The sequence below is a fragment of the Gardnerella sp. c12Ub_1 genome (assembly GCF_055804375.1).
The window spans coordinates 1,178,671-1,193,382 of record NZ_JANUZC010000001.1 but is presented as its reverse complement, the minus strand read 5'-3'; the positions used below and the strand labels follow the sequence as shown (position 1 = coordinate 1,193,382).

Annotated in this window: 15 protein-coding genes; 14 read left to right on the top strand and 1 reads right to left on the bottom strand. The window is 40.5% G+C overall.

Annotated elements, in window-relative coordinates:
* Positions 1 to 52: 52 nt before the first annotated feature.
* Complete coding sequence (gene fbaA, locus NYP65_RS04630) at positions 53 to 1,108, top strand: class II fructose-bisphosphate aldolase (protein WP_016636068.1); 1,056 nt, start codon at positions 53 to 55, stop codon at positions 1,106 to 1,108.
* Positions 1,109 to 1,203: 95 nt separating this feature from the next.
* On the opposite strand, the gene NYP65_RS04625 is transcribed toward fbaA, so the two are convergent.
* Complete coding sequence (locus NYP65_RS04625) at positions 1,204 to 2,157, bottom strand: Abi family protein (protein WP_473410686.1); 954 nt, start codon at positions 2,155 to 2,157, stop codon at positions 1,204 to 1,206.
* A gap of 309 nt (positions 2,158 to 2,466) precedes the next feature.
* On the opposite strand from NYP65_RS04625, the gene NYP65_RS04620 reads away from it, so the two are divergent.
* The 13 genes from NYP65_RS04620 (at position 2,467) to recR (ending at position 14,589) form a co-directional block, all read left to right on the top strand.
* Positions 2,467 to 3,768, top strand: coding sequence for an adenylosuccinate synthase (locus tag NYP65_RS04620; RefSeq protein WP_020757985.1), 1,302 nt, complete (start codon positions 2,467 to 2,469; stop codon positions 3,766 to 3,768).
* A 67-nt stretch (positions 3,769 to 3,835) separates the two neighbouring features.
* Entirely contained in the window at positions 3,836 to 4,393 is a 558-nt protein-coding gene (locus NYP65_RS04615; RefSeq protein WP_415680882.1) for a fluoride efflux transporter FluC, read from the top strand.
* The gene (locus tag NYP65_RS04610) at positions 4,390 to 4,809 is read left to right on the top strand and encodes a fluoride efflux transporter FluC (RefSeq protein WP_018632995.1); all 420 of its coding nucleotides are present in this window, start codon (positions 4,390 to 4,392) and stop codon (positions 4,807 to 4,809) included. Before NYP65_RS04615 ends, NYP65_RS04610 begins: the two co-directional genes overlap by 4 nt.
* 131 nt (positions 4,810 to 4,940) lie before the next feature.
* A complete protein-coding gene (locus tag NYP65_RS04605) occupies positions 4,941 to 6,299 on the top strand; it encodes a ClC family H(+)/Cl(-) exchange transporter (protein WP_116689897.1) in 1,359 nt (452 codons plus the stop codon).
* A gap of 140 nt (positions 6,300 to 6,439) precedes the next feature.
* Entirely contained in the window at positions 6,440 to 7,573 is a 1,134-nt protein-coding gene (locus NYP65_RS04600) for a CpaE/TadZ family protein (protein ID WP_473410685.1), read from the top strand.
* Positions 7,554 to 8,588 carry a CpaF family protein gene (locus tag NYP65_RS04595; protein ID WP_004131070.1) on the top strand — a complete coding sequence of 345 codons (1,035 nt, stop codon included), beginning with the start codon at positions 7,554 to 7,556 and terminating at the stop codon, positions 8,586 to 8,588. Before NYP65_RS04600 ends, NYP65_RS04595 begins: the two co-directional genes overlap by 20 nt.
* A 95-nt stretch (positions 8,589 to 8,683) precedes the next feature.
* Complete coding sequence (locus NYP65_RS04590) at positions 8,684 to 9,322, top strand: type II secretion system F family protein (RefSeq protein ID WP_016795458.1); 639 nt, start codon at positions 8,684 to 8,686, stop codon at positions 9,320 to 9,322.
* Positions 9,323 to 9,397: 75 nt separating this feature from the next.
* Entirely contained in the window at positions 9,398 to 10,015 is a 618-nt protein-coding gene (locus NYP65_RS04585; protein ID WP_473410684.1) for a type II secretion system F family protein, read from the top strand.
* A gap of 151 nt (positions 10,016 to 10,166) precedes the next feature.
* Positions 10,167 to 10,442: a DUF4244 domain-containing protein gene (locus NYP65_RS04580; RefSeq protein WP_004132315.1), complete on the top strand. Its 276-nt coding sequence runs from the start codon at positions 10,167 to 10,169 to the stop codon at positions 10,440 to 10,442.
* 201 nt (positions 10,443 to 10,643) lie between these two features.
* Complete coding sequence (locus NYP65_RS04575; protein ID WP_473410683.1) at positions 10,644 to 11,105, top strand: TadE family protein; 462 nt, start codon at positions 10,644 to 10,646, stop codon at positions 11,103 to 11,105.
* Positions 11,102 to 11,506, top strand: a complete 405-nt coding sequence (locus NYP65_RS04570; RefSeq protein WP_018632981.1) for an Rv3654c family TadE-like protein — start codon at positions 11,102 to 11,104, stop codon at positions 11,504 to 11,506. The genes NYP65_RS04575 and NYP65_RS04570 overlap by 4 nt, the downstream gene beginning before the upstream one ends.
* Positions 11,507 to 11,637: 131 nt before the next feature.
* Positions 11,638 to 13,980: a DNA polymerase III subunit gamma/tau gene (dnaX, locus tag NYP65_RS04565; protein ID WP_473410682.1), complete on the top strand. Its 2,343-nt coding sequence runs from the start codon at positions 11,638 to 11,640 to the stop codon at positions 13,978 to 13,980.
* Positions 13,981 to 14,589, top strand: a complete 609-nt coding sequence (gene recR / locus NYP65_RS04560; protein ID WP_018632978.1) for a recombination mediator RecR — start codon at positions 13,981 to 13,983, stop codon at positions 14,587 to 14,589.
* The last annotated feature ends 123 nt before the right edge of the window (positions 14,590 to 14,712 follow it).

Below are 14,712 nucleotides of genomic sequence, written 5' to 3'. Positions count from 1 at the left end.
AAAAATCTAGCAAAATATAAAAAATATGCGCGCTTAGAGTCATAATAAAAATATGACTATTGCAACCGTTGAACGTTACGCACAAATGCTTGATGCAGCCAGCAAAGGTGGATACGCCTACCCTGCGATTAACGTTACTAGCACACAGACCTTAAACGCAGCACTACAAGGATTTGCCGAAGCTCAAAGCGACGGAATTATTCAAGTATCTGTTGGCGGATCCGCGTATTTTTCTGGCCAGTGCGTAAATAATCGCGTTGTTGGATCAATCGCATTTGCGCAATTCGCGCATCAAGTTGCTGCACAATACCCAAACATTACGGTTGCATTGCACACAGATCATTGTGCAGAAGCCTATTTAGACGATTGGATTAGGCCACTTTTAGCTTATGAAGCAGATCAAGTTGCAAATGGCAAAGAGCCGATTTTTCAGTCGCATATGTGGGATGGCTCCACAGTTAAGCTTGAGCACAATCTAGACATTGCAGAAGAATTACTGGAAGAGTCTGCAAAAGCACGCACGATTTTAGAGATTGAAATTGGCGCAGTTGGCGGCGAAGAAGACGGCCACAGAGCAGATATTGACGAAAAGCTGTACTCCACTCCCCAAGATGCTATGCGCGTTGTTGAGCGATTAGGTTTAGAGGACCGCGCAAAATACATGGCCGCTTTTACGTTTGGAAACGTTCATGGAGCTTACAAGCCAGGCGTCGTTAAGCTTAGGCCGCAATTACTAGACAATATTCAAAGCGCTGTATACAACAAGTACAAGCTTGATTTGTGTAATCGCAAGTTTGGCGTGCCAACAAAACCATTCTTGCTAGTGTTCCATGGCGGGTCTGGCTCTACAGCCGAAGAAATTGCGCAAGCTGTAAAATATGGCGTTGTAAAAATGAATATTGACACAGATACGCAATACGCTTTTACGCGCGCAATCGCCGACCACATGTTCCACAACTACGATTCCGTTCTTAAAATCGACGGCGAAGTTGGCGCAAAGAAGCTTTACGACCCAAGGTCTTGGGGCAAAGAAGCAGAAAAAGCAATGGCTCAGCGTGTTGTTGAAGCATGCGTGCAGCTAGGCTCTGCTGGAAAAGCTCTAAAATAGTGTAATCGCAAATATTAGGGTTATAGTCCAAATGTGTCTATAACCCAGCTTTCTTGCTTACTCGCATAACGCATTGCATATTCTACAAATTTAAATTATCTCCAATGTAAATGGTTAAATATTCCATTTTTATATTCTTCATTTTTATTCAGAAATTCTTTTATTTCAGTCTCATAATTATGATTGTTTTCTATTTTTGATACTAAATACATTAAATTTACTAATGCTGCAGCAATAGATTTATCTGTATAACCGTTTAATAAAGAAGAATTTTTAACATCACGAATTGAAGGAGTCGATATTACAGTTTCCTTATACCATAACCTACAATGATGAGAACACAAATTACGCAAGTACACTATTGAATGGATTGATTCAGAAGATTTACGAATTTCTGTTTTTAACCCCATTGAATCAAAAAGTTTTCGCAACACATTAGTATCTTTATACAAAGAAATCATTCGTGAAATAGTATCAAATGGAAAAGCTTCAACAGCAGCCCATATTGGTATAGGTTGTTTCTTACTCTTATAATGTTTTATACAAACTTCGTTAGATTTTTCCAGCCATTTATTCATATTAGATAAAAGATTATTTATGCTTATATTAGACTTTTTAATATATGAATCTGAATTGAGGTATGTATATGCTCCTCCAGAGTTTGCAACGTGATATGCAAATCTAGATCTTAATGTTAACTCTACTTGTGCGGTACCTTTAAGAATAATTGTTCGCAATTCTTCATCCATTTTGTACGGCACAAGAAAATCAACATCTTTACTACCTGGCTTAAACTGATTATTGCCAGAAGAAGGATCGACTTGAAACACTCGAAAATACCCAGATAATCTATAGTAGTTGCAGTTATATAGCATACTTTTAAAATTATTTTCATCTGTAACTACTAATTCTCGAGTTTTCATGAGTTGAATCATATCGTCAATAGATTTTGGAGGCTTTGAATCAGCTGAAAAACAAGAAGAACCCCCAGGTTTGAGCACTGTTAGTAGGCTTAGGGGGCTGCTATTACTGGCAAGTTTAGCAGACATTTCTTACCTCCTCAATCTTCAATCTCTTCGGCGAGTCTCACTAGGAATGTAATTTATATAAATTCTAATACTAAATACGCTTTTATAGTTTGCTTTACATAAATTGTGCATAACTACATTAGGCACACTTAAAGGTTAGGAGTTGATCGCGATAGTACTCGTATTGCTTGCGTCTAGCTTCGATTTGCTCAAGCAAACTAACTCGCATCAGCATTATTTGGCATTATTCGGTATTGGCTTTGCGCTAATCTTGACACGTAGGAATTGTGTTTATTTGGGCAATGTTAGCCCAAAAAATGGAGGTGCGGCATGCCTGGAATTGTGCTTATTGGCGCTCAATGGGGTGACGAAGGCAAAGGTAAAGCAACTGATTTAATTGGTTCTAAGGTAGATATTGTTGCGCGTTTTAATGGCGGCAATAATGCTGGCCACACTGTTGTTGTAGGAAACGAATCTTACGCATTGCACTTACTTCCTAGCGGCATAATCAGCCCAAATGTAACTCCTGTTATTGGAAACGGAGTTGTTATAGACCCAGAGGTTCTTTTTGAAGAGATTGACGCGCTAGAATCACGTGGTGTTGATTGCTCGAGGTTGCTTGTTAGCGAGTCTGCGCATGTTATTACGCCTTATCATCGCGTAATCGATAAAGTTACAGAGCGATTCCTTGGAAAGCACAAGATTGGCACAACGGGTCGCGGAATTGGACCGACTTATGCCGATAAGATTAATCGCGTTGGAATTCGCGTACACGATTTGTTTAACGCGGATCATTTGCGAGATAAAGTAGAAGCCAGCTTGCATCAAAAGAATCAAATGCTTGTTAAGCTCTACAACCAGCACCCAATTGATATTGATGCCGTTACAAGCCAGCTCGTAGAACTTGGAAAGCGCTTAAAGCCATACGTTGCCGACACTTCGCTTGTGCTAAACCAGGCAATGGAAAATGGTAAAACCGTGCTTTTTGAAGGCGGCCAGGCAACTATGCTAGACGTTGACCACGGAACATACCCATTTGTAACGTCTTCTAATCCTACAGCTGGAGGCGCTTGCACGGGTACGGGCGTTGGTCCTACTCGCATTAATCGCGTAATCGGTGTTGCTAAGGCTTATATTACGCGCGTTGGCGAAGGCCCATTCCCTACAGAGCTTTTGGACGAAAGCGGCGATTGGCTGCGCGAGCAGGGTCACGAATATGGCGTAACTACTGGTCGCCCTCGCCGATGCGGATGGTTTGACTCTGTTGTTAGCCGCTATGCAACTCGCGTAAATGGCCTAACTGATATTGTTCTTACAAAGCTAGATGTTTTGACTGGCTTAAAAGAGATTCCAGTTTGCGTAGCTTACGATGTAACTTTAACTGACGGAAGCGTTGAGCGCGTAGACGAGATGCCAGTAGATCAGTCTTTGTTTGCTAGCGCTAAGCCAATTTACGAGATGCTTCCAGGCTGGAGCGAAGATATCTCTAAAGTGCACAAGTTTGAAGACTTGCCTGCAAACACTCAAAGCTACGTAAAGCGCTTGGAAGAGCTTTCCAGATGCCGCATTTCTGCAATTGGCACTGGCCCTCAGCGCGATCACATTATTAGCGTTCATTCGCTGATTGATTAGTGGCTATTAATGCTGACTAAATAGTTGACTAAATACATATTAAATGCGATTTAAGGCGGCTAAAAATATGAGTGTTCCGAGAAAAAATCGCCCAGACTTGCCTAAAAAGCGCCAGCATAAAACACTTGGATTAAAAATCTATTTTGTTGTTTTTATTGGCGGATTGCTTGGCGCTTTTGTGCGTAGTGAAATAGGCGTTTTTACGTACGGCATGCATTGGGATTCGGGATATTCTATGCTTTTTAGCCGCTTTACTTTTGCAACTCTTTTATCTAACGTTTTAGCATGTTTTATTCTTGCTTTAGTAAGTTCGCTTGTAGCAAATAGATTGCGCAGCAAAAATAAAGACTTAATAAAATACGGCTTTTGCACAGGATTTTGCGGCGGACTTTCAACAATGTCTACTTTTGCCTTTGAGGGCGCGCATTCCGCATTTACTGCAATGAACATTGTAGAAGTAATTGCCATTATGGCGTTGTCTATGGTTCTTGGCGTTTTAGCAGTGCTTGTTGGGAGTCTAATTGGAGATAAAATTTTTGCTTTTAAAGGCAATGGCAGCGTAAAAAATGCTGGTGATGCAAACGCCATCAATAAAATAGACGCTAACAGGGGCGGTGCAAAATGATGTCTTACGCATACGTTCTTTTTTGGCTGCCTCTTGTTTTTGCGGGACTTGGCGCCGTTCTTCGTTGCGCAATATCTGACGCAATCGGGCGCGTTTATAACCATGATTTTCCAATCGCGACTTTGCTAATCAACGCTTTTGCGTCTTTTATAATGGGCTTAGTTGTATTTTTAAGTTCTTCGATTATATACGATTTAACTTTTGCTTCGACTATTATCTACACGTGCGCATTGGGATTTTTAGGTGGATTTTCAACGTTTTCAACCGCAATCTTAGAAGTCGTAAGCCTGTTTAAGCTAAAGAAAATCAAGCTTGGACTATGTCTTTTTATTAGCGAACTAATAGTGCCATTCTTGTGCGCATTTATTGCATACGCTGGACCGTGTTTTGTAATGTTTTTACTTCTAAAGTCTTAGTTTTTAATTTTATTAATTGACGTATTTTATTTATTAATTAATGTATTTTATTAATTAACGTTTATTGTGTTATTAAAATGTTAAAATGCTTTGTGTATTTGTTTGCGATTTGATTTAAGAATAGGTTTATTGTGACTTTAAAGAACGTAGGCGGTTTTATACGCGACTTTTTGCGCGACTTTTCGGATCGCATTCTTAAAACACTTAAGCATCTTAGATGGAAGATGGTTCTTGCAGGCGTAGTTGTTGGCCTTGTTTCGGGAGCGCTTGTAGCAACTTATAGACTTGGGATTGAGTACGGAACCGATTTTGCGCGATGGATGTATGTGCGAATATTGCAAAACATGCTTTGGATTGTGCCGTGCGTAGCTTTTGCGATTGTTGCTGGATTCTTTATTGGCTGGATGAGTCGCAAAGAAAGCATGGCGTCTGGAAGCGGCATTCCACAAGTTGTTGGATACGTTCAGCGCGGTCTAAAAATGTGTTGGAACACTATTTTGCCTGTTCGATTTGTAGGCGGATTGTTGGGTTCGCTATTTGGCTTATCTCTTGGGCGCGAAGGCCCTTCGATTCAAATCGGAGCTTGCGGCGCGCAAATGATGTCTCGCATTTTTAGAAAAGGCAATAAAAACGATACGCAAGAACACTATGTTGTAACCGCTGGAGCTGCAGCTGGCTTATCTGCAGCATTTAGCGCTCCACTTTCTGGGCTTATGTTTGCTATGGAAGAAGTTCAACACGGATTGTCTTCTACAGTTCTTATGGGAGCTGCTGCTGCATCTATTTGCGCGGACTTTGTGTCTCAAACATGCTTTGGACTTCGGCCTGTTTTAGACTTTGGAAAGATTCCAGACTTGCCAATGACGCTTCATTTTTGGCTGATTCCGCTTGGCATTTTTGCGGGACTTATTGGCTCTTTAATGAATAGATCCTTACTTGGATTGCAAACGATGTATAAATATTTGCCAAAGTGGGCTCCTGTATCTATAGCATGCTTAATCGCGATTCCTGTTGGCTTATATTTGCCAGATGTTCTTGGCGGAGGATCGAATCTTGTTAAGCTCTCTGAATATGGAAAAGCAAGCATAGCGCTTTTGTGTATTCTGTTTGTTGCAAAAATGCTATTTACTTCTACAAGTTTTGGATGCGGAGCGCCTGGCGGAATTTTTATGCCAATTCTTGCTGTTGGAGCACTTGCAGGCGGCGTTGCTTCTCGCACAATAATAAGCATTCCGATTCTTGGCATTGACGCAAAGCTAATGCCAATTTTTACAGTTTGTGTTATGGCTGGCACGCTTTCGGCTTCTGTAAAAGCTCCGCTCACTTCGATTTTGCTAACTGTAGAAATGTCGGGAACAATGATTCACACTCTTCCAGTTGCTGCATCTGCTTTTATTGCGCTTCTTGTATCCGATATTTTGCACACTAAGCCAATCTATGGCGAACTTCTGGAAAGGTACATGGCTTCCAATCCAAAACTCGTGCGCTAATATGCTTATACGCTTATACAAAAATACGCTAAAACAGCAATGTGGATAACTTTTTGGCGGATTTGCAACGTTTATTGAGCCTTTAACCACATTCTTACAAAAGTATTGCTTATTTATTTTGTATGCGATTCAATAGCTGCATGAGCAATATGAGTATTGATAATTACGATGCGCCTTCGTGCGCCGCTAGGGTACTTAACACATACCCTCCGCAAGCGAGCGCGCTTAAAAACGCCATTAATCAGTCTAATAATGTTAACGACTCAACTGTTATTGCATCTTTTAATCGCAGTTGTGAACTGGCTGAAAATCCTACGTTTAACAAAGATTTTGGCGTTATAAGCAATCGTGTTCTTCAAGACGATCGCAATAATAGTGTTGCTCAAAAAACTACTGGAAGCTTGAACTACTCGCTAAAGCCTTTTCCAAAAAATGTTGTAATTGGTTCTGCAGCAAATAGCGGAATTGGCTTAAGCACTACTCTTGCACTTCTTGCAAGCAATATTGCTAGTAAAAAATACGTTGTAGCTTTAATCGATGCAGATATTTCTAATGGCGGTTTAGATGTTCTACTTGGATTGGAGCAAGACGAAGGCAGAAGATTGCAAGAGGTTCAAGCTCCTTTAGGAAGACTAGACGGTTACGTTTTGCGTTGCGAGCTTTTGCATTGGAACAATGTGGATATTCTGGCCTACTCACCTTGGAAAAATCAGGAGCCTAAGCCATGGGTTATTGAGGCCGCAATTAGAGGTCTTGCTAAAGCTTGCGACGTTGTGATTGTAGATATTGGATCTGGATTTTCGGCAAGAAGGCTTTTACAAAGTCTTCCAACTCTAGCGAATGTTCCAACAATTTTTGCATCGGAGCTTAGCGTTTTAGGTTTAGCTCGATTGCGAGCGCATTTGCAAAACCTAGAGTTGGATCATAAAAATTACGCGGAAAATCTAACTTATATTGTTGCAGGCTTAAATCCACGCGGACTTTCTAACAGATTTTGCCCAGTAGAGATTACAGAAGCTTGTGATTATTTACTTTGCAATGTAGAAGGCCCAATTGGTCACGATTCTAAGATGTACGAAGACATAATTGGTGGGTATGGGATTAGAAGCATACCAAAATGCGCGCAAAGTGCGGTAGAAAAAATCACCATATGGCTGCTTGGCGACTCGCGCAAATCGGGTTTAATGGCATCTAGCACGCAAGGTGATTCTTCTTATGCGTTTGGCAGATTTTCAAAAATAGTTGGTGGTAGGCATGGCTTTACAAGATATTGATTTTGGAATTTTGCAAGATATTGCAGATAATCCAAATGTAACGGATATTGTTGTTACAGACGAGGGAAGAGTTTGGGCAGACTTTGGACTTGGGCTTAATGAATACAATCCAAGAATCCCGTTTGATAATCCCAGTGTTTTGCGCGAATATGCCGTCTGGCTTTGTGCTCAATTGGGTAAACGATTAGACGACGCATGCCCAATTGCAGACGCTTCTAGTCCACTTGGTGTGCGAATTCACGCGCTTATTGCACCAATAGTTTTGAGCGGAGCTGCCATTTCGATTCGCTTCCCTGCGCTAAAGCACTACTGTTTAACGGAACTTAGCAGCAAAGGCATGTTTCCAATTGAGCTATCTAGGATTCTTTATTTGCTTGTTGAGAGTCGCGCAAATATTTTGATTACAGGTAGCACGGGTTCGGGAAAAACAACACTTATGAAGGCTCTATTAGCTTCTTGTAATCCAAAAGACAGAATAGTTACTGTTGAAGAAACTAGGGAATTGGGCTGTGTTTCTAACGATTACGTTTCTTTAGCAACAAGAGAAGCAAACGTTGAAGGCGCAGGATGCATTGATTTACAAGAGCTTGTAAAAGCCACTTTGCGAATGCGACCAGACAGAATCATTTTAGGAGAATGCAGAGGCAAAGAAATCGCTGATTTATTGCGCGTTTTTACATGCGGACACAAAGGCGGAATGACGACTTTGCACGCAGATAAAGTACAAAAAGTTCCAGCGCGATTAATGGCACTTGGTCTGCTCGCAGGGCTGGAGCCAATGGCACTTTGCGCTCTTGCTGCAGACGCATTCGACGTTGTTATTCACGTTGAGCGCGTAAACGGGATACGCGTTGTAAAGGAGCTTGGAGTTTTAAGATCTAATGATTCTGGCGCACTAGAAGGCGTTCCTGTTTTAAGAGTTAAAGACACGCAAATAGAGGCCACTTTAGCATGGAAAGAGTTTTCGTCTAAATGGCATTTGCCACTAAATTCGCAAATAGTTTTAAGAGCTTAACAAGCAAAAAGCAAAACGGGCAAAAATAAGGCAAACTAACAAGCAAAATAACAAGCAAACTAACAAGCAAAATAAAAGCTAACAAAGGATTTAACATGAGTATTGAAGAGTCGCTAGCATCTCTTGTTGCATCATTAAAATCGGGAGCTTCGTTTGAGTCAATTATTGGCGTATGCTCAGATTGCAATGCTAATGGCAATGCGCGCAAAGCATACAACAAGCAAATAAATGCAGAATCCATATTACAGTGGTTTGATTCTAGACTAAGCGAAAGCACAATCACGTCTAGTTTAGATAGCTCTTTCAAAAACGCGAAGAATACAAAGAATACAAAAAATTATAAAAATGCCAAAAAACAAAAAGACATTCGTAAAATAGCGCAATCTCTTATGAGTGTATACAAATTAAGTAATTCGATTGGCTGCCCAATGGCAGATTGCGTTCAATCTGTTGCGGATTCTTATTATGCAAACAAAAGGGTTGATGATTTAAGCGCGGAAGTTTTTGCAATGCCAAAAGCCACTATTAAGTTGCTTATTGCACTGCCATTTTTGTCTCTTTTAACTGGTCAGCTTTTAGGAGCAAACCCAATACTAATGATTTTTACTAGCTACAAAGGATATACGCTTTTAAGCGTTGGAATGGCATTTTACGCGGTTGGAGTTATTTGGGTTGCGCGCATTCTTAAAAATTCTAGAAACGCAATGCAATCCGCTTCTTTTAATGGCAATTAAAACGCAATCAAAAATAATCTACGAAGTAATCAAAGAAGTATTTTAGTCAAAACTTAATGCAGTAAAGGAGGATAAATGCTAAGAGCAATTATTATTTGGCTTATTTTAGTTGCATACATAATTATTTTGTGCAAACTTTTTTCTAAGCAAATGGCATCTAGCTCACTCTATGAGCGCGCTGTTAATCCGAGCGTTTTTATGCAAAACACTTACGACTTTAGACAAAACATACTAAGCGATATAGATCCGATTCTTGGTTTGCAAATGATAATAGTTGCACTAAAAAGTGGTGTTGCAATAACTAGAGCACTAGACGTAGTCGGTTGTTCTTTGCCTGCATCAAAAGGAATTTGGCTAAGTCGCGTTTCTAAAGCGCTTATCTCTGGCAGCACTTGGAGAGAAGCTTGGAGCGAGCCACATGTTTGCTTTAGTAAAAAAGATAAGAACGCTTGCGCATCTTTGATTTTAAGCACATGGCTAAAAAATTCTTTGCGTGAATCTTGGATTTACGGAAGCTCCCCCGTACCAGTACTTAACGCCGTTTTGCAAAACTACGAGCAATCAATGAAGAATGTTGCAAAAAAAGAAAGTTCGAAACTTTCTGTGCGACTTCTTTTGCCAGTTGGATTGTGCTTTTTGCCAGCGTTTATTTTTGTTGGCATTTTGCCAACAGTTGCATCATTTATGCACTAGCTGCAAATCGCAGTGAAAAATCGCAGTGAAAACGATTTTATATAAAAAGTCGCATATAAAAGTCTTAAAAATGGCACTTAAAAAATTTGTATCCAAACTGGGTACATAAATAAAAAATAAACAATAAATAAAAGAAAGGAAGGTAAGTAACATGAAAACAATTGCTAAAGCATTTTCAAAACTTTGTTGCGAGTTTACAACAAACGCAAACAAAGGATTGATTAAAGCAGAACAGGCGTGCAATAGTATGCAAAACCGCTTGAATAACAGTCTAAAGAAACTAGACGAAGGAGCGGTTACTGCAGAATATGCGGTTGTTCTTATAGCTGCTACAGCTTTTGCAACAGTTCTTATTGCTATTGCTAAGTCGGATGCTGTGCACAAAGCTATTGGCGAACTTGTTAAAAGAGCTTTGCACGTTAGCTAATGTAAAGAAGAATATAAGTTGTTAAGCACTGCGTGAAACATTGCGTGAAACATTATGAAGCTCTTGTTGATATTTAACAAGATTCGATGAGATTAAACAAGATTCAGATTAAACAAGATTAAAACAAGATTAAACGAATGCTAAAGAACTAAGCATAAACACTAATAATGGAGATTCACTAATGCGAAAGAAATGAGAAAAATGAAGAATTATACGTTTTTGAATATTTTCAACAAAAGGAATGCAAAAAATACGAGCATAAATAGTTACAAGCACACTAAAAGCACTAAATTCACTAAAGATGTTAAAGATGTTAAAGATGTTAAAGATGTTAAAGATTCAGGTGCAGTAACCGCAGAATTTGCGATTATTCTACCTACAGTTGCGATTCTTGCTATAGTGTTAATTTTTTTAGGCAAATCAGTAGTAAATACAATGAATTGCAACGATGCAGCAGGCCAAGTTGCCTACTACATTGCATCTACACACGATTCTAAAGAAGCTCAAAATATAGTGCATAAAGTATCTGGAAAAAATAGTTCTGTAAAAGTCGAATATGTTGGAAATATGGCAGATATTGTTGTTAGTTGCCCGGTTGTGCCAGACCCGCTGAAGATTTTGCCAATGCAAGTAGAAGCGCGCATTAGTCAGGTTTTAATATGAATCAAAAAAGAGCTAAGCGATTAATAACGCAATGCTTAAAAGCTAAACATTTACACGGAGCGGATTGCGGATCTGGAACTATGCTTGGCATAGGATTAGTAACCGCAATCTGCTCTATTCTGGTTCTTTGTGCGGTTATTGGAACGATTCTTGTTTCAAAACATCGCGCATATGCGTTAGCAAATGCATCGGCAATATCGGGAGCGGTTGCTATACAGAACATGAACGGAGACGCTTGCAAAATCGCGCAAAACACAGCTACAGCAAACAATGCAAAAATCGAGTCTTGTGTGGAAAAAGATAACGACATATCGCTAAAATTAAGCGTTCCTTTACACGTTCCAATGGCCTCTAGAATAACCGTAAGCGCTAAAGCGGGTTTAGTGGATTGTAGCGAGTGAACCATAATGTAGCATGTAGTAGAGTGCGCATCGTTAGCATGTTAGTACTTAGATGATTAAAATGGAACAGATGATTTGCTTAAACAGTAAGCGGATTCAAGTTAATATCTAGTTGGCGGTAGGTTATAGTTATGGCACTTGCGTTGTATCGAAGATATAGACCAGACACTTTTGAAGGTGTTATTGGTCAAAATCAGGTTACGATTCCGCTTATTAGAGCACTTGATCAAGGCAAAATTACGCACGCGTATCTGTTTTCTGGACCGCGCGGATGTGGAAAAACAAGTTCGGCACGAATTTTAGCGCGATGCATTAATTGTGAACAAGGGCCAACTTCTAAGCCGTGCGGAAAATGCCAAAGCTGTAAAGATCTTGCAACAGGCGGCCCAGGTTCTATAGATGTTGTAGAAATAGACGCAGCAAGCCACAACGGCGTTGACGACGCTAGAGAATTACGCGAGCGCGCAGGATTCGCACCAGCAAGAGATAGATATAAGATTTTTATTTTAGACGAAGCTCATATGGTAACTCCTCAAGGCTTTAACGCTTTGCTTAAGATTGTGGAAGAGCCGCCTGAGCACGTTATGTTTATTTTTGCTACAACTGAGCCAGATAAGGTGATTGGAACAATTCGCTCCAGAACTCACCACTACCCGTTTAGGCTTGTTCCGCCAGAAGTAATGGGGCCGTATTTAGAGAGTATTTGCCAAAAAGAAGGCATTAAAGCACAAAAAGGCGTTCTTCGACTTGCCATGCGTGCAGGTGGCGGCTCCATGCGAGACACGCTTTCTGTGCTAGATCAATTGATGATTGGCTCCGTAGATGGCGTTATATCGCTAGATTCTGCGGTTGCTCTTCTTGGATTTACGCCTTCTAACTTAATCGGAGATGTTGTTGACGCTCTTATTGAAAAAGACGGAGCAAAACTTTACGAAACTGTGCAAAAGGTTATTGTTGGAGGCTTCGATAGTCGCAAGTTTGTAGAAGATTTACTTGGTCGCTTGCGCGATTTGTTACTATTAGCTTCTGCTGGAGTAGATAGTGCTAAAAACTTGCTTGGGGATTTATCGCCAGAAGACATGCAAGTTTTGCAACGTCAATCAAGTCAGCTCACTTTGCGAAGCTTGTCTAAAATGGCAGAAATCGTAAATAATGCTTTTTCGGGAATGGCAAATGCTGTTTCGCCTAGAATGAATCTTGAAATTCTTGTTGCACGCTTACTTTGCACTAGAACGGATTCGAGCGAAAACATTCAAACACAAGTTTATGCAAAAAATGTTGAAGCGCCAAAAGCGAACGTAAAGCATTTTATTGGCTCGGCCGATGCAACTAAAAATGCAAATGCAGCTGGGTTTACAAACGCAACCGAGTCTGCAAGCATAATGCAAAACAATGCGCAAAACACTCAAAAATCTGTTATTACAAATACGATTGAAACTGCAGAAACAGTTGCAAAGTGGCCAGAACAGCCAGAAAACGCAAACGCTAGCACAAATGCAAATGCAAGCGCAACTACAAGCGCGCCTCAAATTTTAGACGTTGACGAAGCTTGGAACAATCTTGTTAAAAGTCTTCCAAGCGATGTTCGCGAATACGTAGAAAGAAATCACGTTCCAAAAGTTAGATTAGACGAAAGCAATCCGCTAAAAAGAAAGCTTGTTTTAACATTTGATGAGCCTATAAGTCAGCATGCTTTTGCTCTTGCTCTTTGCACGACTGCTCCTTACGATGGCAAAAAAGTGCCAGTTGTTGTTATGAGCAAAGTAAAAGACGTTTTTGGTAAAGATGTTTCAATCGCGCCTGATTCTGTTGCGGAAAATGGACAAAAAGTTGAGTCTGTAGCAAAAATGGATCCGCAAAAGCTTGCGCAAGTTAAGCGCGAATTACTTATGCGCAAAGCTGGAATTGTAAAAGGATTTGGCAAAAACACAAGCGAGAAAAGCGAGTTAAATGCTGATAGCCCTTTAGGCGGTGATAACCCTTTAGATAATTCTTTAGATGATCATTTAGATAACCCTTTAGATGATCATTTAGACGCATCACAAGATGACGCTTGGGCTAGTATGGCTTCCGCTCCAATGGGAGACGCAATTGCACCTGCGCGAGCGCAAAATAAAACGCAGTCGCAAGATAAAACTCAGCAATCGCAAGCACTGCATAGTCAGCAAGAAAAGCAAGCAATAAAGCCATTTAACAGTGCGCAAAACGTGCAAGAAACGCAAGAAGCTTATCAATCGCAAGAATCATTGCAAGAACAAGCTCCGTCGCAAGCACAAACTCATTCTGCAGAGGGCATAAATGGCGCTCAAGAAGACGAATGCTCAATGCAAGACGAGTCTTTAGAATCCGCTACAAATTTGAGCATAGACGACTTGGAAAAAATGTTTGAAGTCAAATCTGTAAAAGAATTCGGCGCAAGCGACCCAAATAATCCTAAAAACGCGCGTGCTCGTAAAAGAAAGCAAGAGGAATAAATGCATAATGTGTCATCGTACGAAGGCGCAATCGGCAGAGTTATAGACGCATTTTCTAGCCTTCCTGGAATCGGCCCAAAAGGCGCACAACGAATTGCATTTTACATACTTTCGTCTTCTAACGCGCAAGCGCAAGAACTAATCAACTCGATTAACGACTTAAAAGAAAACGTGCGATTTTGCGAAATTTGCGGTAACGTGTGCGAACAAAGCCCTTGCGTTGTTTGCTTAGACCCTAGAAGAGATCACACAAAAATATGCGTTGTAGAAGAGCCAAAAGACATTATGAGCATTGAGCGCACGCACGAGTACGCAGGCGTTTACCACGTTTTAGGCGGAGCGATTAATCCAATGGCAAACGTGGGACCTGCAGACTTAAAAATAACGCAACTACTTGAGCGCTTAAAAGACGCGCAAATAAAAGAGGTTATTTTAGCGCTAGATCCAAATATAGAAGGCGAAGCAACAGTTACGTATTTAGCACGACTGCTTGAGCCGCTTGATATAAAGGTGACTAGGCTTGCAAGCGGATTGCCAGTTGGTGGAGACCTTGAGTATGCAGACGAAGTGACTCTTGGGCGCGCGTTTGCAGGAAGGCAAGATGTTTAGAGATTGCACGCGGAAAAATCGCAAGCAGCCGCTCGCCAAAATTCACGCCACTAATATATTGCAAAATAAAAATAAAAATAAATAGAGCACGCTTGGTAATCTGATTTTGTAGTCTGATTTTAG

Coding starts and splice junctions, on each gene's coding strand:
- NYP65_RS04610 (WP_018632995.1), top strand. CDS start 4,390: ATGATGTCTTACGCATACGTTCTTTTTTGGCTGCCTCTTGTTTTTGCG.
- dnaX (WP_473410682.1), top strand. CDS start 11,638: ATGGCACTTGCGTTGTATCGAAGATATAGACCAGACACTTTTGAAGGT.
- NYP65_RS04615 (WP_415680882.1), top strand. CDS start 3,836: ATGAGTGTTCCGAGAAAAAATCGCCCAGACTTGCCTAAAAAGCGCCAG.
- NYP65_RS04625 (WP_473410686.1), bottom strand. CDS start 2,157: ATGTCTGCTAAACTTGCCAGTAATAGCAGCCCCCTAAGCCTACTAACA.
- NYP65_RS04590 (WP_016795458.1), top strand. CDS start 8,684: ATGAGTATTGAAGAGTCGCTAGCATCTCTTGTTGCATCATTAAAATCG.
- NYP65_RS04580 (WP_004132315.1), top strand. CDS start 10,167: ATGAAAACAATTGCTAAAGCATTTTCAAAACTTTGTTGCGAGTTTACA.
- NYP65_RS04570 (WP_018632981.1), top strand. CDS start 11,102: ATGAATCAAAAAAGAGCTAAGCGATTAATAACGCAATGCTTAAAAGCT.
- NYP65_RS04595 (WP_004131070.1), top strand. CDS start 7,554: ATGGCTTTACAAGATATTGATTTTGGAATTTTGCAAGATATTGCAGAT.
- recR (WP_018632978.1), top strand. CDS start 13,981: ATGCATAATGTGTCATCGTACGAAGGCGCAATCGGCAGAGTTATAGAC.
- fbaA (WP_016636068.1), top strand. CDS start 53: ATGACTATTGCAACCGTTGAACGTTACGCACAAATGCTTGATGCAGCC.
- NYP65_RS04575 (WP_473410683.1), top strand. CDS start 10,644: ATGAAGAATTATACGTTTTTGAATATTTTCAACAAAAGGAATGCAAAA.
- NYP65_RS04585 (WP_473410684.1), top strand. CDS start 9,398: ATGCTAAGAGCAATTATTATTTGGCTTATTTTAGTTGCATACATAATT.
- NYP65_RS04600 (WP_473410685.1), top strand. CDS start 6,440: ATGAGCAATATGAGTATTGATAATTACGATGCGCCTTCGTGCGCCGCT.
- NYP65_RS04620 (WP_020757985.1), top strand. CDS start 2,467: ATGCCTGGAATTGTGCTTATTGGCGCTCAATGGGGTGACGAAGGCAAA.